Source organism: Pseudomonas sp. R62 (genome assembly GCF_000257605.1).
GTDB classification, from domain to species: Bacteria; Pseudomonadota; Gammaproteobacteria; order Pseudomonadales; family Pseudomonadaceae; genus Aquipseudomonas; species Aquipseudomonas atacamensis.
The window spans coordinates 1004499-1023260 of sequence record NZ_JH635998.1 but is presented as its reverse complement, the minus strand read 5'-3'; the positions used below and the strand labels follow the sequence as shown (position 1 = coordinate 1023260).

The window sequence follows — 18762 nt, the reverse complement described above, 5'->3', positions numbered from 1 at the left end:
ACCATTACCCGACCTCTCCATTTGCCGAAAAGGCCCGCCTGCTGCTGGGCTTCAAAGGCCTGTCCTGGCGTTCGGTGCACATTTCCCCGGTGATGCCAAAGCCGGATCTGACGGCATTGACCGGTGGCTACCGCAAGACTCCAGTGTTGCAGATCGGTGCTGACATCTATTGCGACACCGCACTGATCGCTCGACGCCTGGAACAGGAAAAAGCCCTGCCGGCGTTCTTCCCCGAGGGTCAGGAAATGACCAGCGCCAGTTTTGCGGCGTGGGCCGATTCGGTGGTGTTCCAGCACGCGGTGAGCCTGGTGTTCCAGCCGGAATCGGTGGCGGTGCGTTTCGGCAAATTGCCGCCGGAAGCGATCAAGGCATTTCTGGCCGACCGCGCCGGTTTGTTCAGCGGTGGCAGCGCCACGCGTCTGTCCGCCGAGCAGGCCAAACATCAGTGGCCGACGATCATGGCGCGGCTGGAGCAACAGTTGCAGCGCGAGCAGGGCGACTTCCTCTTCGGCGAGCCATCGATTGCCGACTTCGCCCTGGCGCATCCGCTGTGGTTCCTCAAGGCGACCCACGTCACGGCGCCGCTGGTGGATGAATATCCGGCGGTGGCGGCGTGGCTGGGTCGAGTGTTGGGGTTCGGCCATGGCGCAGCGAGCGAGATGTCTTCCGCCGAGGCATTGGAGGTCGCGCATAACGCGACGCCAGCGGCATTGCCGGATGAGCGGTTCGTCGATCCGAACGGCTTCAAGGCCGGCCAGCAAGTGGCGATTGCCGCTATCGATTACGGCGTTGATCCGGTGGTGGGCGAGCTGCTGTTTGCTGGCAGTGAAGAGCTGATCATTCGCCGTGAAGACGAGCGTGGCGGCGTGGTGCATGTGCACTTTCCGCGTTTTGGGTTCCGTATCGAAGCGCGCTGATTTATCCAGTCAGCTGCAAAACCTGTGAGAGCGAGCCTGCTCGCGAAGACGATGGATCATTCAACATTGTTGTTGGCTGATGCAGCGCTTTCGCGAGCAGGCTCGCTCCCACAGTTGATTATTTCAGGGCAGCGAGGATTTCGTCTGGATCAAATCCGCGAATCAACGTGCCGTTCACATCGATCAGCGGAATCCCGCGCCCACCCAGTGCCTCATACGCCTGGCGCGCATCGGCATCCTTCTCGATGTCGAACTCCTTGAACGGTATGCCCTTGCTGTCGAGAAAGCGTTTGGTCTGTTTGCAGTAGCCGCACCAGTCGGTGGCATAAAGCACGACATTGGCTTGCGCCCGGGTCTGCGGCGAGACCATTTGCGCGGGATTGAACACCCGCTCGATCTTGCCCCAGTTCTGATAGACCACGACCACCAGCAATACCAGGGCGACTTTTTTCAGCACATTGCCGAGCATCAGTTACGCCGCTTCAACTGATCGGTCAGCGAAGTCGGCAGGCCTTTGATGATCAGGGTGCCGTTCTCTTCGTCGTACTCGATCTTCGAACCCAGCAGGTGCGCTTCGAAGCTGATCGACAGGCCTTCGGCGCGGCCGGTGAAACGACGGAATTGATTGAGGGTGCGCTTGTCTGCCGGGATCTCTGGCGAGAGGCCGTAGTCCTTGTTGCGGATGTGGTCGTAGAAGGCCTTCGGACGTTCTTCGTCGATCAGCTCCGACAGCTCCTCAAGGCCCATCGGTTCGCCGAGCTTGGCCTGGCTGCTGGCATAGTCGACCAGAGTCTTGGTTTTCTCGCGGGCCGAGTCTTCCGGCAGGTCTTCGCTCTCGACAAAGTCGCTGAAGGCCTTGAGCAGTGTGCGCGTCTCGCCGGGGCCGTCGACGCCTTCCTGGCAGCCGATGAAGTCGCGGAAGTACTCCGAGACCTTCTTGCCATTCTTGCCCTTGATGAACGAAATGTACTGTTTGGACTGCTTGTTGTTCTGCCACTCGGAAACGTTGATCCGCGCTGCCAGATGCAACTGGCCAAGGTCGAGATGGCGCGAAGGCGTCACGTCGAGCTCATCGGTCACCGCCACACCTTCGCTGTGGTGCAGCAGGGCGATCGCCAGATAGTCGGTCATCCCTTGCTGATAGTGGGCGAACAGCACGTGGCCGCCCACCGACAGGTTGGATTCTTCCATCAGCTTCTGCAGATGCTCGACCGCCACTTTACTGAACGCCGTGAAGTCACGGCCGCCGTCCATGTACTCCTTCAGCCAGCCGCTGAAGGGGAACGCGCCGGACTCCGGATGGAACAGGCCCCAGGCTTTGCCCTGTTTGGCGTTGTAGCTTTCATTGAGGTCGGCGAGCATGTTTTCGATGGCTGCGGACTCGGCCAGTTCAGAGTCACGGGCGTGCAGAACTGCGGGCGTGCCGTCGGGTTTTTTGTCGATCAGGTGGACGATGCAATGACGGATCGGCATGGGCTTCTCGGCTGTTGGAAGGGAGGAGGGCAGGCTCCCCCGAAAAAGCGCTCAGTGTACCGCAACCACTGGTTTTGGCGCGGGTTGCAGGGCAAAACCGGGGCGCGCGCCCGGCCTTAAGCGGTTTTTTACCGATTTAGCGCAATAAAGCTGACCAAATGGGTAGCTAGAGGCGGATATTTCCTTGTCGCTGTGCTAGTTTTGCCCGGTCTTACGCGAAGTCACTGCGTTAAGCGTGCATTCAGCATTTGTCAGGTCGAACCAAACCCTGATTTCGGTATCTATAACCCGACTCGTCGTGGTTATCGCCGAGGGTGCCAGATCCAGAAGATCGGGCTCGATGGCTGACACTGCACTCTGCAATCCATATGAATTTGATAGGGAAGGAACACTACATGGCTCTTACTAAAGACCAACTGATCGCCGACATCGCTGAAGCTATCGACGCGCCGAAAACCACCGCGCGTAACGCTCTGGACCAACTGGGCCAAATCGTTGCCGATCAGCTGGAAAACGGCGGCGAAATCACCTTGCCAGGTATCGGCAAGCTGAAAGTGACCGAGCGTCCTGCCCGCACCGGCCGTAACCCTTCGACTGGCGCTGCCATCGAAATCCCTGCAAAGAAAGTGATCAAGCTGGTTGTGGCCAAAGGCCTGACCGACGCTGTGAACAAGTAAGACGCAGCGATAAAAAAACCGTGCTTCGGAGTGATCCGGGGCACGGTTTTTTTGTGTCTGTGATTTGACGGTCAAGTCGCGGGCAAATGTGGGAGCGAGCCTGCTCGCGAAAGCGGTGGGTCAGTCGATATTGAAGCTGACTGACACGCTGCCTTCGCGAGCAGGCTCGCTCCCACAGGGGGATCTGCTGTGTCTTAGCGAACCCAGCGCTCACGCCGCCAGATCTGCTGCTCGGACTTGGTCTGGAAGGTCCAGGCGACAAAGCGGCTCTGCTTCTGCCCCTGCGACATCTCCACGACCTGGCTCTCCAGCACCCCGGCCTTCTTCAGCGCGGTTTCAATGGCCGGCAGGTTCGAGGCCTTCGACACCAGTGTGCTGAACCACAACACCTTGTGCTGGAAGTTCGCGCTCTCGGCAATCAACTGCGTCACGAAGCGCGCTTCACCGCCTTCACACCACAGCTCCGCCGATTGCCCGCCGAAGTTCAGCACCGGCAGCTTGCGTTTCGGGTCGGCCTTGCCCAAGGCGCGCCACTTGCGCTCGCTGCCCTTGGTCGCTTCTTCCATCGAAGCGTGGAACGGCGGGTTGCACATGGTCAGGTCGAAACGCTCGCCCGGCTCCAGCAAGCCGATGAGGATGTGCTTGCGGTTTTCCTGCTGGCGCAGTTGGATCACCTTGCTCAGATCGTTGGACTGAACGATGGCTCGCGCCGCCGCCACGGCTGTCGGGTCGATCTCCGAGCCGAGGAAATGCCAGCGATATTCGCTGTTGCCGATCAGCGGATACACGCAGTTGGCGCCCATGCCGATGTCCAGCACATTGACGATCGCGCCGCGCGGCACCTTGCCGTCGTTCATGCTCGCCAGCAGGTCGGCGAGAAAGTGCACATAGTCGGCACGCCCCGGAACCGGAGGGCAGAGGTAGTCCGCCGGGATGTCCCAATGCTGAATGCCATAGAACGCCTTGAGCAGCGCCCGATTGAACACACGTACCGCGTCCGGGCTGGCGAAGTCGATGCTTTCCTTGCCGTACGGGTTGGTGATCACGTACTTGGCCAGTTCCGGCGTGGTCTTGATCAGTGCCGGAAAGTCGTAACGACCCTGATGGCGATTGCGCGGATGCAGGCTGGCCTTCTCGCGCGGCTCGACGGCTTTGCTCGGGGACGCGGCGTCAGGCTTCTTGCGCGCAGGTTTGGGTGTGCGGGGGGCGGTCATGGGCGTGGTCGATTCGGGTATGGCTGAAAGTGGCGGGCATTGTCCCACATCTGAAGGCAACACCGTTCAAACTGTGGAAGCGAGCCCGCTCGCGAAGGCGGTTTCACATCCGGCAGATTTGTCGGCTGATACAGCGCTTTCGCGAGCAGGCTCGCTCCCACAGGGGACTCGAGGTTTTGCAGGAATAAAAAAGGGAGGCCACTTGGGCCTCCCTTTTTCAGTGCGGTTTGCCGTTACAGACTGGCAATCCGCGCATGCTGCTCGGCCAGTTTGCCCAGGGCCTGTTCGGCCTCGGCCAGTTTGGCGCGTTCCTTCTCGATGACTTCGGCCGGGGCCTTGTCGACGAATCCTGCGTTGGAAAGCTTGCCGCCAACGCGCTGGACTTCGCCCTGCAGACGCAGGATTTCCTTGTCCAGACGCGCCAGTTCCGCGCCCTTGTCGATCAGACCGGCCATTGGCACCAACACTTCCATTTCGCCGACCAGTGCGGTGGCGGACAGCGGTGCTTCTTCGCCAGCGGCGAGTACGGTGATCGATTCCAGGCGCGCCAGCTTCTTCAGCAGCGCTTCGTTCTCGCTCAGGCGGCGCTGGTCTTCAGCGCTGACGTTCTTCAGGAAGATCGGCAGTGGCTTGCCCGGGCCGATGTTCATCTCGCCACGAATGTTGCGCGTGCCGAGCATCAGTTCCTTGAGCCATTCGATGTCGTTTTCCGCCGCCGGATCGATGCGCTCCTCGTTGGCCACCGGCCAAGGCTGCAGCATGATCGTTTTGCCCTGAATGCCGGCCAGCGGCGCGATGCGCTGCCAGATTTCTTCAGTGATGAACGGCATGAACGGATGCGCCAGACGCAGCGCCACTTCCAGCACGCGCACCAGCGTCCGGCGAGTGCCGCGCTGACGTTCGACCGGCGCGTTCTCGTCCCACAGCACAGGCTTGGACAGTTCCAGATACCAGTCGCAGTACTGGTTCCAGATGAACTCGTACAGCGCTTGTGCGGCGAGGTCGAAACGGAACTGATCCAGTTGGCGGGTCACTTCGGCTTCGGTGCGTTGCAGCTGCGAGATGATCCAGCGATCAGCCAACGACAGCTCGTAGGCTTCGCCGTTCTGGCCGCAATCTTCGCCCTTGTCCAGAACGTAACGCGCGGCGTTCCAGATCTTGTTGCAGAAGTTGCGATAGCCTTCGACGCGACCCATGTCGAACTTGATGTCGCGACCGGTCGAGGCCAGCGAGCAGAAGGTAAAGCGCAGGGCGTCGGTGCCGTAGCTTTCGATGCCATTGGCGAATTCTTCGCGGGTGGCTTTCTCGATCTTCTTCGCCAGTTTCGGTTGCATCAGGCCCGAAGTGCGCTTCTGCACCAGGGTTTCCAGGTCGATGCCGTCGATGATGTCCAGCGGGTCAAGGACGTTGCCCTTGGACTTGGACATCTTCTGGCCCTGGCCGTCGCGCACCAGACCGTGTACGTACACAGTCTTGAACGGAACCTGCGGCGTGCCGTCTTCGTTCTTCATCAGGTGCATGGTCATCATGATCATCCGGGCAACCCAGAAGAAAATGATGTCGAAACCGGTGACCAGCACGTCGGTGGAGTGGAATTTCTTCAGGAACTCGGTCTGCTCAGGCCAGCCCAGCGTGGAGAATGTCCACAGGCCGGAGCTGAACCAGGTGTCGAGTACGTCGTTGTCCTGTTGCAGCGCAACGTCCGGGCCGAGGTTGTGCTTGGCACGCACTTCGGCTTCGTCGCGACCGACGTAGACCTTGCCCGACTCGTCGTACCAGGCCGGAATCCGGTGGCCCCACCACAGCTGACGGCTGATGCACCAGTCCTGGATGTCGCGCATCCACGAGAAGTACATGTTTTCGTACTGCTTGGGCACGAACTGGATGCGACCGTCTTCAACGGCAGCAATCGCCGGCTCGGCCAGAGGCTTGGTCGATACGTACCACTGATCGGTCAGCCACGGCTCGATGACCGTGCCGGAGCGATCGCCTTTCGGCGTTTTCAGGTTGTGATCGTTGACACTCACCAGCAGGCCGGCAGCGTCGAAAGCGGCAACGATCTGCTTGCGCGCCTCGAAACGCTCCAGCCCGGCGAACTCCGCCGGAATCTTGCCGTCGATGCTCTCGTTCAGCGTGCCGTCGAGGTTGAACACCTGAGCGGCAGGCAGCACGTTGGCGTTCTTGTCGAAGATGTTCAGCAGCGGCAGGTTGTGGCGCTTGCCGACTTCGTAGTCGTTGAAATCGTGGGCCGGGGTGATTTTCACGCAGCCGGTGCCGAATTCAGGGTCGCAATAATCGTCGGCGATGATCGGGATGCGCCGGCCAACCAGTGGCAGCTCGACGAATTTGCCGATCAGTGCTTTGTAGCGTTCGTCGTTCGGGTTAACCGCGACGGCGGAGTCGCCGAGCATGGTTTCCGGACGGGTGGTGGCGACGATCAGGAAGTCATTGCCCTCGGCGGTTTTAACGCCATCGGCCAATGGGTATTTCAGGTTCCACAGGAAACCTTTCTCTTCGTGGTTTTCCACTTCGAGGTCGGAAATCGCCGTGTGCAGTTTGGTGTCCCAGTTGACCAGACGCTTGCCGCGGTAGATCAGGCCGTCTTCATGCAGGCGCACGAAGGCTTCCTTGACCGCTTCCGAGAGGCCGTCGTCCATGGTGAAGCGCTCGCGGCTCCAGTCGACGGACGAGCCGAGGCGGCGGATCTGCCGGCTGATGTTGCCACCGGACTGATCTTTCCACTCCCAGACTTTCTCGAGGAATTTTTCCCGGCCCAGATCGTGACGATTCTGGCCCTGGGCTTCGAGTTGGCGCTCCACCAGCATCTGCGTGGCGATACCGGCGTGGTCGGTGCCCGGCTGCCACAGGGTGTCGCGACCCTGCATGCGGCGGAAACGGATCAACGCGTCCATGATCGCGTTGTTGAAGCCGTGACCCATGTGCAGGCTGCCGGTGACGTTCGGCGGCGGGATCATGATGGTGTAGGACTCGCCCGCGCCTTGCGGGGCGAAGTAGTTCTCGGACTCCCAGGTCTTGTACCAGGAAGTTTCAATGGCGTGCGGCTGGTAGGTCTTATCCATGCGCGGCGGGACCCTATTGGCATTTATTCAGGAAAAGCCGGGAAGTATAGCCGTGGGGGCAGCCACAAGCCACAAGCTGCAAGCTTCAAGAGGAGCGCGGCGGATTTGCTTTGGCTTTGGCTTGCAGCTTAAAGCTTGCCGCTTGCAGCTGCGGCGAGCAGCCGCTCCATCCGCGCATCGAGGCGACGTTTGATTTCGGTTTCGATGTGCGGGGCGAAGTCGTCGATCACGTCTTGCATGATCAATTGCGCGGCGGCGCGCAGTTCGCTGTCCAGGTGCAGCAAGGCGTCCGGGCCTTTATCGACCGGTGCGGCAGCCGGGGCAGCCGGCGGCGCTGGTGGCGGCTCGACGGCCGCCGGCGGATTGCCGACGGAATCGAACAGCATCGGAATCTGTTCCTGTTCGCCGTCATCGACCGTATCGGTCAAGAGCGGCGGTTGCAGGTTGTCATCGCCGAGCAACTGGCGGATCGATTCAAGATCGTCCAGCAGATGTGCGGACTTCTGTTGCGGTTTCGGAGTGTCCATTGGAGTGCTCAGAGTCGCTGTAAACGGTGGTCTTGCAGAGAATAGCCCTGTTCGCGGTAGAAACGGAAACTCTCCCGCGCCGCTGCGCGGATGGTCGGATCTTCCACCACCACTTCCGCCACGCGGGCGAATTTGCTGGCGAAGGCCGGGACTTTCAGGTCGAGATTGACCAGCAGATCCTGATGCTCACCGCAGTCTTGCCCGAGTCCCAGCACGATCAAACCGTCCGGTTCGCTGTCGGCCGGGCCGTGGGGCACGAAACTTTCGCCCTTGAATGCCCACAGACGCGCATCGAGATCGTCGCGCTGGGCCGCATCGCTGCAATGCAGGTAGATGCGGTGGCCCATGCGCCAGGCTTTCTCGGTGAGCTTGCAGGCGAAATCCAGGCGCGCTGAAGGATCGGCGCTGGGCAGGATATAGAAGTCGACTTTGGTCATTGCGGTTCCAGAGCGGCAAGCGGCGTCACCCGAGAGTGACGCCACCTTTCAGCGGTTTCAGGCCTTGGCGCGATCCAGTAGGTACTGGGTCAGCAGTGGAACCGGACGGCCAGTGGCGCCCTTGTCCTTGCCGCCGCTGGTCCATGCCGTGCCGGCGATGTCCAGGTGCGCCCAGTTGAGGTTCTTGGTGAAGCGCGACAGGAAGCAGGCGGCAGTGATGGTGCCGGCCTTCGGCCCGCCAATGTTGGCGATGTCGGCGAACGGGCTGTCCAGCTGCTCTTGATACTCATCAAACAGCGGCAGTTGCCAGGCGCGGTCGTCGGCAGCCTTGCCGGCGCTGAGCAATTGCTCGATCAGTTCGTCGTTGTTGCCCAGCAGGCCGGACGTGTGTGCGCCCAGGGCCACCACGCAAGCGCCGGTCAGGGTGGCGATGTCGATCACCGCTTGTGGCTTGAAGCGCTCGGCGTAGGTCAGCGCATCGCACAGCACCAGACGGCCTTCGGCGTCGGTGTTGAGGATTTCCACGGTCTGGCCGCTCATGGTGGTGACGATATCGCCCGGGCGCGACGCGTTGCCGCTCGGCATGTTTTCGGCGCAGGCGAGGATGCACACCAGATTGATCGGCAGTTTCAGCTCAAGCACAGCACGCAAGGTACCGAACACGGAGGCAGCGCCGCCCATGTCGTATTTCATCTCGTCCATGCCGGCGCCCGGCTTCAGGCTGATGCCGCCGGTGTCGAAGGTGATGCCCTTGCCGACCAGCGCGTATGGCTTCTCGGATTTCTTGCCGCCGTTGTATTGCATGACGATCAGGCGCGGCGGCTGGGCGCTGCCCTGGCCCACAGCGTAGAACGAGCCCATGCCGAGGGATTTGATCTTCTTCTCGTCGAGCACTTCGACTTTCAGATCCTTGAACTCTTTGCCCAGATTCTTGGCTTGTTCGCCCATGAAGGTCGGGTGGCAGATGTTCGGTGGCAGGTTGCCCAGATCGCGGGTGAACGCCATGCCGTTGGCGATGGCGGTGGCGTGGTTCACGGCACGCTGCACTTCGGCTTGCGCAGCCTTGATGGTCAGCAGGGTGATTTTCTTCAGGGCGCGCGGTTCGGCTTTCTGGCTCTTGAACTGGTCGAAGGTGTAGCCGCCGTCGACCAGGGTTTCTGCCAGCAGGCGAGTCTTGCCGTAGCTGTCGCGACCTTTGACGATGACTTCATCCAGCGCCAGCACGGCGTCACCGCCGCCCAGGCCTTTGAGGGTGTTGAGGATGCCGGCAACGATTTTGCGGAATGGCCGGTCGCCCAGTTCTTCGTCCTTGCCCACGCCGACCAGCAACACGCGCTCGGCTTTCAGGTTCGGCAGGCTGTGCAGCAGCAGGCTCTGACCGACCTTGCCGGCCAGGTCGCCACGCTTGAGCACGGCGCTGATCGCGCCACCGCTCGACTCGTCGACCAGTCTGGCGGCGACACCGAGTTTGCGGCCTTCGCCGACGGCAACCACCAGGGTGGCGGTTTTCAACGTTTCTGGGCTAACGCTTTTTACAACCAGTTCCATGTCCGGATCCCTGAATGAATGGTCAACACGCAGGCGCTCGACGTTGTCCGCAGTCGCCTGCTTATAGATAGAAGAGGCGCAGGCCAAAGCCTGCGACAAGGGCCGCAGTTTGAACCTCGCTCCCCGCGCCTGACAACCCTCAGCAAAGGATTACAGAGATGGATGAGTGTGCGCAGTGACAGGCGCACCCAATCACAGGATAATGCCGCATCTTTTTTCGACCGCTCTGCATGGCGGGCCGGTCGATGTGTTTGCTTGTTTGGCCGCCTTAGCCTGACAACCCTGGAGTGTCTGGTTTGATCGTCTTCCGTTATCTGTCCCGCGAAGTCCTGTTGACCCTCAGCGCCGTAAGTGCCGTGCTACTGGTCATCATCATGAGCGGTCGCTTCATCAAATACCTGGCGCAGGCTGCGGCCGGTCAGCTCGATCCGGGCTCGCTGTTCCTGATCATGGGCTTTCGTCTGCCGGGTTTCCTGCAACTGATTCTGCCGCTGGGCCTGTTCCTCGGGATCCTGCTGGCCTACGGTCGGCTGTACCTCGAAAGCGAAATGACCGTGCTCTCGGCCACCGGCATGAGCCAGCAGAAGCTGTTTCGCATGACCCTGTTTCCGGCAACGCTGGTGGCACTGGTGGTGGCGTGGCTGAGCCTCGGCCTTGCTCCGCAGGGCGCCAACCAGTTTCAGCTGCTGCTGAACAAGCAGGACGCGCTGACCGAGTTCGATACCCTCGAACCGGGCCGCTTCCAGGCCTTGCGTGACGGTACTCGAGTGACTTACACCGAAACCCTGAGCGACGACCGCGTCAATCTCGGTAGCGTGTTCATTTCGCAGAAGAACCTCGGCGCCGATAAGAAGGATCGCGGGATTTCCGTACTGGTGGCCGAGTCGGGCCGTCAGGAAATCCGCCCCGACGGCAATCGTTACCTGATTCTCGACAACGGTTACCGCTATGACGGCAGCCCCGGGCAGGCCGATTACCGCGCCATTCATTACGAAACCTACGGCGTGCTGCTGCCCAAGCCGGACGTCAGCGAAGAAGTCACCGATCGCGATGCGATGCCGACCTCGTCCCTGTGGGGCAGTGATGACATCCGTTCGAAAACCGAGCTGCAATGGCGCATGTCGCTGCCATTGCTGGTGTTCATCGTGACCCTGATGGCGGTGCCGCTGTCGCGGGTGAATCCGCGTCAGGGGCGTTTTCTCAAGCTGCTGCCGGCGATTCTTCTTTATATGGCTTATCTGACCATCCTGATTGCCGCTCGCGGCGCCCTTGAAAAAGGCAAGATTCCGCCAGCCCTCGGCCTGTGGTGGGTACACGCGATCTTCCTGGTGATCGGCCTCGGCCTGCTTTATTGGGAGCCGCTGCGCCTGAAGCTGGCCAGCCGTCGCAGTGCTGCGCTGGAGGTGGCCCGTGGTTAAACTCGACCGCTATATCGGCAGCAGCGTGTTCATGGCGATCATCGCCGTGCTGGCGATCATCCTCGGCCTGGCGACGCTGTTTGCCTTCATCGATGAAATGGGCGACGTCAGCGACACCTACACCCTGGTCGACGTGCTCGGTTTTGTATTGCTCACCGCACCGCGCCGGCTCTATGAAATGCTGCCGATGGCCGCATTGATCGGGTGCCTGATCGGTCTCGGCAGTCTGGCCAGCAGCAGTGAGCTGACAGTCATGCGCGCTGCTGGCGTGTCGATCGGCCGTATCGTCTGGGCCGTCATGAAACCGATGCTGGTGCTGATGCTCGCCGGCGTGCTGATTGGCGAATACGTCGCCCCGGCTACCGAAAGCATGGCCCAGGCCAATCGCTCGCTGGCCCAGGGCAGCGGCGATGCGCAAAGCGCCAAGCACGGTATGTGGCACCGTCAGGGTGAAGAATTCATCCACATCAACGCCGTTCAACCGAACGGTCTGTTGTACGGCGTGACGCGCTATCACTTCGACAAGGAACGCCATCTGCTCAGCTCCAGCTTCGCCAAAAAGGCCGAGTTTGACGGCAGCAAGTGGCAGCTCACCGACGTTGCCACCACGCTGTTCCACGAGCGCAGCACCGAGGTCGTCAATGCCCCGAGCGAGGAGTGGGACGTGGCGTTGAGCCCGCAACTGCTCAGCACCGTGGTCATGGCGCCGGAATCGCTGTCGATCAGCGGTCTGTGGGGCTACATCCACTATCTGGCTGAGCAGGGCCTGAGCAATGGCCGCTACTGGCTGGCATTTTGGGTCAAGGTGTTGCAGCCGCTGGTGACCGCCGCGCTGGTGCTGATGGCGATCTCGTTCATCTTCGGCCCGCTGCGTTCGGTGACCCTTGGTCAGCGGGTCTTCACCGGTGTGCTGGTGGGCTTCACCTTCCGCATCGTCCAGGATCTGCTGGGGCCATCGAGTCTGGTGTTCGGTTTCTCGCCGCTGTTTGCGGTGCTGGTGCCGGCCGGCGTGTGTGCGCTGGCGGGTGTCTGGCTGCTCAGGCGAGCGGGCTGATGAACAAGCTTTCATTGAGCGCTTGAACCCTGAAAACGCCTCGGTCGCCAGACCGGGGCGTTTTTGCATGCGATCCGGGTGACAGGCGAACGTGACGCTTGCTCCGTGTATCAGGTACAATTCCCGGCTATTTTTCGGCGGGCCAAGCCTGCAGCCTTTTTGAGTGTTGATCCGTGAGTGATTTGAGTCATATCCGCAATTTCTCCATCATCGCCCACATTGACCATGGCAAGTCGACGCTGGCTGACCGTTTCATCCAGATGTGCGGCGGCCTGGCCGAGCGTGAAATGGAAGCCCAGGTACTGGATTCCATGGATCTTGAGCGTGAACGCGGGATCACCATCAAGGCCCACAGCGTTACCCTCTATTACAAAGCCAAAGATGGCATCACCTACCAGCTGAACTTCATTGACACCCCGGGCCACGTCGACTTCACCTACGAAGTCAGCCGTTCCCTGGCCGCGTGCGAAGGTGCCTTGCTGGTGGTCGATGCGGGGCAGGGCGTCGAAGCCCAGTCCGTGGCCAACTGCTACACCGCCATCGAGCAGGGCCTGGAGGTCATGCCGGTTCTGAACAAGATCGACCTGCCCCAGGCCGAGCCGGATCGCGTCAAGGACGAGATCGAGAAGATCATCGGCATCGACGCCACCGACGCCGTCACCTGCAGCGCCAAGACCGGCCTGGGTGTCGACGAAGTGCTCGAGCGTCTGGTGCACACCATCCCTGCGCCGACCGGCAATATCGAAGATCCGCTGCAAGCGTTGATCATCGACTCCTGGTTCGACAACTACCTGGGCGTTGTTTCCCTGGTACGCGTGCGCCACGGCCGTGTGAAGAAGGGCGACAAGATTCTGGTCAAGTCCACCGGCAAGGTGCACCTGGTCGACAGCGTCGGCGTGTTCAACCCTAAACACACCGCCACCGTTGATCTGAAGGCCGGCGAAGTGGGCTTCATCATCGCCAGCATCAAGGACATTCACGGTGCGCCGGTCGGTGACACCCTGACCCTGAGCTCCACGCCGGACGTTCCGGTGCTGCCGGGCTTCAAACGCATTCAGCCACAGGTTTACGCCGGTCTGTTCCCGGTCAGTTCCGACGACTTCGAGGATTTCCGCGAAGCGCTGCAGAAGCTGACCCTGAACGACTCGTCGCTGCAGTACACCCCGGAAAGCTCCGACGCCCTGGGCTTCGGCTTCCGTTGCGGCTTCCTCGGCATGCTGCACATGGAGATCATCCAGGAGCGCCTCGAGCGCGAGTACGACCTGGACCTGATCACCACCGCGCCGACGGTAATTTTCGAGCTGGTGCTGAAAACCGGTGAAACGATTTACGTCGACAACCCGTCGAAGCTTCCGGACGTGTCGGCGATCGAGGACATGCGCGAGCCAATCGTGCGCGCCAATATCCTCGTACCGCAGGAACACCTGGGCAACGTGATCACCCTGTGCATCGAGAAACGCGGTGTTCAGGTCGACATGCTGTTCCTCGGCAATCAGGTGCAAGTGACCTACGACCTGCCGATGAACGAAGTGGTCCTGGACTTCTTCGACCGTCTCAAATCCACCAGCCGCGGCTATGCTTCGCTGGACTACCATTTCGATCGTTACCAATCGGCTAATCTGGTGAAACTGGACGTGCTGATCAACGGCGACAAGGTCGATGCCCTGGCATTGATCGTGCACCGTGACAATTCGCACTTCAAAGGTCGCCAGTTGACCGAGAAGATGAAAGAACTGATTCCTCGTCAGATGTTCGACGTGGCGATCCAGGCCGCCATCGGTGGTCAGATCGTGGCGCGGACAACCGTCAAGGCGCTCAGAAAGAACGTATTGGCCAAATGCTACGGCGGTGACGTCAGTCGTAAGAAGAAACTGCTCGAGAAGCAGAAGGCCGGTAAGAAACGCATGAAACAGGTCGGCAACGTGGAAATTCCACAGGAAGCCTTCCTCGCCGTGCTCAGGTTGGAATAATCAGGTCCTATGTCGCTAAATTTCCCGCTGTTGCTGGTCATCGCCGTGTTCGTCTGCGGCCTGTTGGCGTTGCTTGATCTGCTGTTCCTGGCACCGCGTCGGCGTGCTGCCATTGCCTCTTATCAAGGCAGTGTCAGCCAGCCCGAGCCTGTGGTGGTCGAGAAGCTGAACAAAGAGCCGCTGCTGGTTGAATACGGCAAGTCGTTCTTTCCGGTGCTGTTCATCGTGCTGGTGCTGCGTTCGTTCCTGGTGGAGCCGTTCCAGATTCCGTCCGGCTCGATGAAACCGACCCTGGATGTCGGCGACTTCATTCTGGTGAACAAGTTTTCCTACGGCATCCGTCTGCCGGTGATCGACAAGAAGATCATCGAAGTCGGTGACCCGCAGCGCGGTGATGTGATGGTGTTCCGCTACCCGAGCGACCCGAACGTCAACTACATCAAGCGTGTGGTCGGCCTGCCGGGTGACACGGTGCGTTACACCGCCGACAAGCGTCTGTTCGTCAACGGCGAATCGATTGCCGAGAAGATGGTCGGCGCCGAGGCGGGATCGCTGGGCAGCGCGGAGCTCTACCAGGAAAAACTCGGCGCAGCCGAGCACCTGATCCGCAAGGAAATGAGCCGCTACCGCGCTACCCCGGATCGTTCGTGGACAGTGCCTGCCGGGCACTACTTCATGATGGGCGACAACCGCGACAATTCGAACGACAGCCGCTACTGGGATGATCCGAACATTCCCAAGGATCTGCTGGGCATGGTTCCCGACAAGAATATTGTCGGCAAGGCCTTCGCGGTCTGGATGAGCTGGCCGGAGCCGAAACTCAGCCACCTGCCGAATTTCTCGCGGGTTGGCCTGATCAAGTAATCAAACACGGCGCTGTTGACCACAGCGCCGAATGCATTTCTGGAGCCGGCACAATCGGCTTCGCAATCGCCAGGATTTATTTTTTGAACACAGCGTTAATTGTCCCAGGCCTGCGCCGTACCCCGGCGATGGCAGTGGAAACCAGCCACGAACTCAGCGTGGGTAAACCGTGAGCGTTTCTCTAAGCCGTCTCGAGCGCCAGCTCGGTTACACCTTCAAGGATCAGGAGCTGATGCTGCTGGCCCTCACGCACCGCAGTTTTGCCGGGCGCAACAACGAGCGTCTGGAGTTCCTCGGTGATGCCATCCTCAACTTCGTCGCTGGCGAGGCGCTGTTCGATCGCTTCCCGCTGGCCCGCGAAGGCCAGTTGTCGCGTTTGCGCGCACGGCTGGTAAAAGGTGAGACCCTGGCCGTACTGGCTCGCGGTTTCGACCTCGGCGATTATCTGCGCCTGGGTTCGGGTGAACTGAAGAGCGGTGGTTTCCGCCGTGAATCGATTCTGGCCGATGCCCTCGAAGCTCTGATCGGTGCGATCTACCTCGATGCCGGCATGGACGTCGCCCGCGAGCGCGTGCTGGCCTGGCTGGCCGGCGAATTCGAAGGGCTGACGCTGGTCGACACCAACAAGGATCCGAAAACCCGCTTGCAGGAACACCTGCAATCGCGCGGTTGCGAACTGCCACGCTACGAAGTGGTGGATATCCAGGGCGAACCGCACTGCCGAACCTTCTTCGTCGAGTGCGAAGTGGTCTTACTGAATGAAAAAAGCCGAGGTCAGGGTGTGAGCCGTCGTATTGCCGAACAGGTAGCGGCCGCCGCAGCACTGATTGCCCTGGGCGTGGAGAATGGCAATGACTGATACAAACGCAACTCGCTGTGGCTACGTTGCCATCGTCGGCCGTCCCAACGTCGGCAAGTCGACGCTGCTCAACCACATCCTCGGGCAGAAGCTCGCGATCACTTCGCGCAAACCGCAGACCACCCGCCACAACATGCTCGGGATCAAGACCGAGGGCGACGTGCAGGCGATCTACGTCGACACCCCTGGCATGCACAAGGGGGGCGAAAAGGCCCTGAACCGCTACATGAACAAAACCGCTTCGGCGGCGTTGAAAGACGTCGATGTGGTGATCTTCGTCGTCGACCGCACCAAGTGGACCGACGAAGACCAGATGGTGCTCGAGCGTGTGCAGTATGTGACCGGCCCGCTGATCGTCGCGCTGAACAAGACTGATCGCATCGAAGACAAAGCCGAGCTGATGCCGCACCTGAGCTGGTTGCAGGAACAGCTGCCAAACGCGCAGATCATCCCGATTTCCGCGCAGCACGGGCACAACCTCGAAGCGCTGGAAAAGGTCATCGCCGATCACTTGCCGGAGAATGATCACTTCTTCCCGGAAGACCAGATCACCGACCGCAGCAGCCGTTTCCTTGCCGCCGAACTGGTGCGCGAGAAAATCATGCGCCAGATGGGCGCCGAGCTGCCGTACCAGATCACGGTTGAAATCGAAGAATTCAAGCAGCAGGGCAAGACCTTGCACATCCACGCGCTGATTCTCGTCGAGCGTGACGGCCAGAAGAAAATCATCATTGGCGACAAGGGCGAGCGCATCAAGCGCATCGGCACCGAAGCGCGCAAGGACATGGAGCTGCTGTTCGACTCCAAGATCATGCTCAACCTGTGGGTCAAGGTGAAGGGCGGCTGGTCCGATGACGAGCGCGCGCTGCGTTCGCTGGGTTATGGCGACCTGTAAGTAGCGATCTCGAAAACACCGCTACTCACTGTGGGAGCGAGCCTGCTCGCGAAGAGGATGTAACATTCAGCATTGATGTTGACTGTCACTCCGCTTTCGCGAGCAGGCTCGCTCCCACAGTGGTTTTGGGTTGTATGTAAAACCGCGTTTCTTCATCGAGAACTCAATGTCGCAAAACCCGCCTCCCGCCCAACCCGCCTACGTCCTGCATTCGCGCGCCTATCGCGAAACCAGCGCACTGGTCGATTTCCTCACGCCGCAAGGTCGGCTGCGGGCGGTGTTGCGCAGTGCGCGAGGCAAGGCCGGGACGCTGGCGCGGCCGTTCGTGGCGCTGGAGGTCGAGTTCCGTGGCAAGGGTGAGTTGAAGAATGTCGGGCGCATGGAGAGTTCTGGCACCTCTGCGTGGCTCAACGGCGAGGCGCTGTTCAGCGGTCTGTATCTCAACGAACTGTTGATTCGCCTGCTGCCCGCCGAAGACCCGCATCCCGCCGTATTCGACCACTATGCCGCGACCCTCTTGGCGCTGGCCGAAGGTCGACCGCTGGAGCCATTGTTGCGCTCCTTCGAATGGCGATTGCTGGATGATCTCGGCTACGGCTTCTCCATGAACACCGATATGCACGGTGAGCCTGTGGCACCTGACGGTCTCTATCGCCTGCAAGTCGATGCCGGTCTCGAAAGGGTGTATCTGCTGCAACCCGGCTTGTTCAACGGCACTGAACTGCTGGCCATGGCCGAAGCCGACTGGTCGGCGCCTGGTGCGCTGTCGGCGGCCAAGCGTCTGATGCGCCAGGCCCTGGCGGTGCATTTGGGCGGGCGTCCGCTTGTCAGTCGCGAGCTGTTTCGCAAGCCCTGATATGCTGTGCGCCGAACCTCTCAATTCAGGAGCGCATCCGTGACCAGCAGCAATCGCATTCTTCTCGGCGTGAACATCGACCACGTCGCCACCCTGCGTCAGGCCCGTGGCACGCGCTACCCGGATCCGGTGAAAGCGGCGCTGGATGCAGAAGAGGCGGGCGCTGATGGCATCACCGTGCACCTGCGCGAAGATCGCCGTCACATCCAGGAACGTGACGTGCTGCTGCTCAAGGATGTGCTGCAAACCCGCATGAACTTCGAAATGGGCGTCACCGAAGAAATGATGGCGTTCGCCGAGCGTATTCGCCCGGCGCACATCTGCCTGGTCCCGGAAACCCGTCAGGAGCTGACCACCGAAGGCGGCCTGGATGTAGCGGGGCAGGAGGAGCGCATCAGGGCTGCGGTCGAGCGCTTGTCGAAGATCGGCAGCGAAGTGTCGCTGTTTATCGATGCTGACGAGCGGCAGATTGCGGCTTCCAAGCGCGTCGGTGCGCCGGCTATCGAGCTGCACACCGGTCGTTACGCCGATGCCGAAACCCCGACTGAAGTGGCCGAGGAATTGAAGCGTGTGGCGGATGGCGTTGCGTTTGGTCTGGCCCAAGGCTTGATCGTTAACGCCGGTCACGGCTTGCATTACCACAACGTTGAAGCCGTGGCTGCGATCAAAGGCATCAACGAGCTGAACATCGGCCACGCGCTGGTGGCGCATGCGTTGTTCGTTGGCTTCAAGTCTGCCGTATCGGAAATGAAAGCGCTGATTCTGGCTGCTGCTCTCAAGGGCTAAGATCAAAAGATCGCAGCCTTCGGCGGCTCCTACAGGTGAACACATAACCCTGGAGCTGCCGAAGGCTGCGATCTTTTGCTTTAGAGAGGGGCGGGCTCTTGCGCCGGTTTCGACTTGTCGATCGCCGGCACATGCAGGTTGCCCTCGGCCACCTGATCGCCTTCAAGCTGCGGCTGGGTTACCCAGG

17 protein-coding genes are annotated in these 18762 nt (G+C 60.6%); 10 read left to right on the top strand and 7 right to left on the bottom strand.

Going from position 1 to position 18762, the window contains the following annotated elements; genetic code table 11:
- Nucleotides 1-917, top strand: a 917-nt coding sequence (locus OQK_RS06045) for a glutathione S-transferase family protein (RefSeq protein WP_016771574.1), incomplete at its 5' end; no start/stop codon positions are given.
- Nucleotides 918-1035: 118 nt separating this feature from the next.
- Here the strand turns inward: OQK_RS06045 and OQK_RS06040 are convergent.
- Both OQK_RS06040 and yejK read right to left on the bottom strand, forming a co-directional pair.
- Entirely contained in the window at nucleotides 1036-1386 is a 351-nt protein-coding gene (locus OQK_RS06040; RefSeq protein WP_016771573.1) for a glutaredoxin family protein, read from the bottom strand.
- Complete coding sequence (yejK, locus tag OQK_RS06035; protein ID WP_016771572.1) at nucleotides 1386-2390, bottom strand: nucleoid-associated protein YejK; 1005 nt, start codon at nucleotides 2388-2390, stop codon at nucleotides 1386-1388. Before yejK ends, OQK_RS06040 begins: the two co-directional genes overlap by 1 nt.
- Nucleotides 2391-2785: 395 nt before the next feature.
- Between yejK and OQK_RS06030 the strand changes: the two genes are divergently transcribed.
- Entirely contained in the window at nucleotides 2786-3067 is a 282-nt protein-coding gene (locus OQK_RS06030; protein WP_003221909.1) for an HU family DNA-binding protein, read from the top strand.
- A 194-nt stretch (nucleotides 3068-3261) separates the two neighbouring features.
- Here OQK_RS06030 and rlmF read toward each other — a convergent pair whose 3' ends face one another.
- The 5 genes from rlmF to OQK_RS06005 form a co-directional block, all read right to left on the bottom strand.
- Nucleotides 3262-4281: a 23S rRNA (adenine(1618)-N(6))-methyltransferase RlmF gene (rlmF, locus tag OQK_RS06025; RefSeq protein WP_016771571.1), complete on the bottom strand. Its 1020-nt coding sequence runs from the start codon at nucleotides 4279-4281 to the stop codon at nucleotides 3262-3264.
- 233 nt (nucleotides 4282-4514) lie between these two features.
- Complete coding sequence (locus OQK_RS06020; RefSeq protein WP_016771570.1) at nucleotides 4515-7361, bottom strand: valine--tRNA ligase; 2847 nt, start codon at nucleotides 7359-7361, stop codon at nucleotides 4515-4517.
- Nucleotides 7362-7489: 128 nt separating this feature from the next.
- Nucleotides 7490-7888, bottom strand: a complete 399-nt coding sequence (locus tag OQK_RS06015; protein WP_016771569.1) for a hypothetical protein — start codon at nucleotides 7886-7888, stop codon at nucleotides 7490-7492.
- Nucleotides 7889-7896: 8 nt separating this feature from the next.
- Nucleotides 7897-8325 (bottom strand): DNA polymerase III subunit chi, encoded by a 429-nt coding sequence (locus OQK_RS06010; protein WP_016771568.1) that lies wholly within the window; start codon nucleotides 8323-8325, stop codon nucleotides 7897-7899.
- A gap of 57 nt (nucleotides 8326-8382) precedes the next feature.
- Nucleotides 8383-9873, bottom strand: a complete 1491-nt coding sequence (locus OQK_RS06005; RefSeq protein WP_016771567.1) for a leucyl aminopeptidase — start codon at nucleotides 9871-9873, stop codon at nucleotides 8383-8385.
- 296 nt (nucleotides 9874-10169) lie between these two features.
- Here OQK_RS06005 and lptF point away from each other — a divergent pair, with 296 nt between their 5' ends.
- The 8 genes from lptF (at nucleotide 10170) to pdxJ (ending at nucleotide 18575) form a co-directional block, all read left to right on the top strand.
- Nucleotides 10170-11291 (top strand): LPS export ABC transporter permease LptF, encoded by a 1122-nt coding sequence (gene lptF, locus OQK_RS06000; protein WP_016771566.1) that lies wholly within the window; start codon nucleotides 10170-10172, stop codon nucleotides 11289-11291.
- Nucleotides 11284-12345, top strand: coding sequence for an LPS export ABC transporter permease LptG (lptG, locus tag OQK_RS05995; RefSeq protein ID WP_016771565.1), 1062 nt, complete (start codon nucleotides 11284-11286; stop codon nucleotides 12343-12345). The genes lptF and lptG overlap by 8 nt, the downstream gene beginning before the upstream one ends.
- A 173-nt stretch (nucleotides 12346-12518) precedes the next feature.
- Nucleotides 12519-14315, top strand: a complete 1797-nt coding sequence (gene lepA, locus OQK_RS05990) for a translation elongation factor 4 (protein ID WP_016771564.1) — start codon at nucleotides 12519-12521, stop codon at nucleotides 14313-14315.
- A 9-nt stretch (nucleotides 14316-14324) separates the two neighbouring features.
- Nucleotides 14325-15179: a signal peptidase I gene (lepB, locus tag OQK_RS05985; RefSeq protein ID WP_016771563.1), complete on the top strand. Its 855-nt coding sequence runs from the start codon at nucleotides 14325-14327 to the stop codon at nucleotides 15177-15179.
- Between the two features lie 169 nt (nucleotides 15180-15348).
- Nucleotides 15349-16038: a ribonuclease III gene (rnc, locus tag OQK_RS05980; protein ID WP_024011703.1), complete on the top strand. Its 690-nt coding sequence runs from the start codon at nucleotides 15349-15351 to the stop codon at nucleotides 16036-16038.
- Nucleotides 16031-16933, top strand: a complete 903-nt coding sequence (era, locus tag OQK_RS05975) for a GTPase Era (protein ID WP_016771562.1) — start codon at nucleotides 16031-16033, stop codon at nucleotides 16931-16933. The genes rnc and era overlap by 8 nt, the downstream gene beginning before the upstream one ends.
- 166 nt (nucleotides 16934-17099) lie before the next feature.
- Nucleotides 17100-17789 carry a DNA repair protein RecO gene (gene recO / locus OQK_RS05970; RefSeq protein WP_016771561.1) on the top strand — a complete coding sequence of 230 codons (690 nt, stop codon included), beginning with the start codon at nucleotides 17100-17102 and terminating at the stop codon, nucleotides 17787-17789.
- A 39-nt stretch (nucleotides 17790-17828) separates the two neighbouring features.
- Nucleotides 17829-18575 (top strand): pyridoxine 5'-phosphate synthase, encoded by a 747-nt coding sequence (gene pdxJ / locus OQK_RS05965; protein WP_016771560.1) that lies wholly within the window; start codon nucleotides 17829-17831, stop codon nucleotides 18573-18575.
- Nucleotides 18576-18762 lie beyond the last annotated feature (187 nt).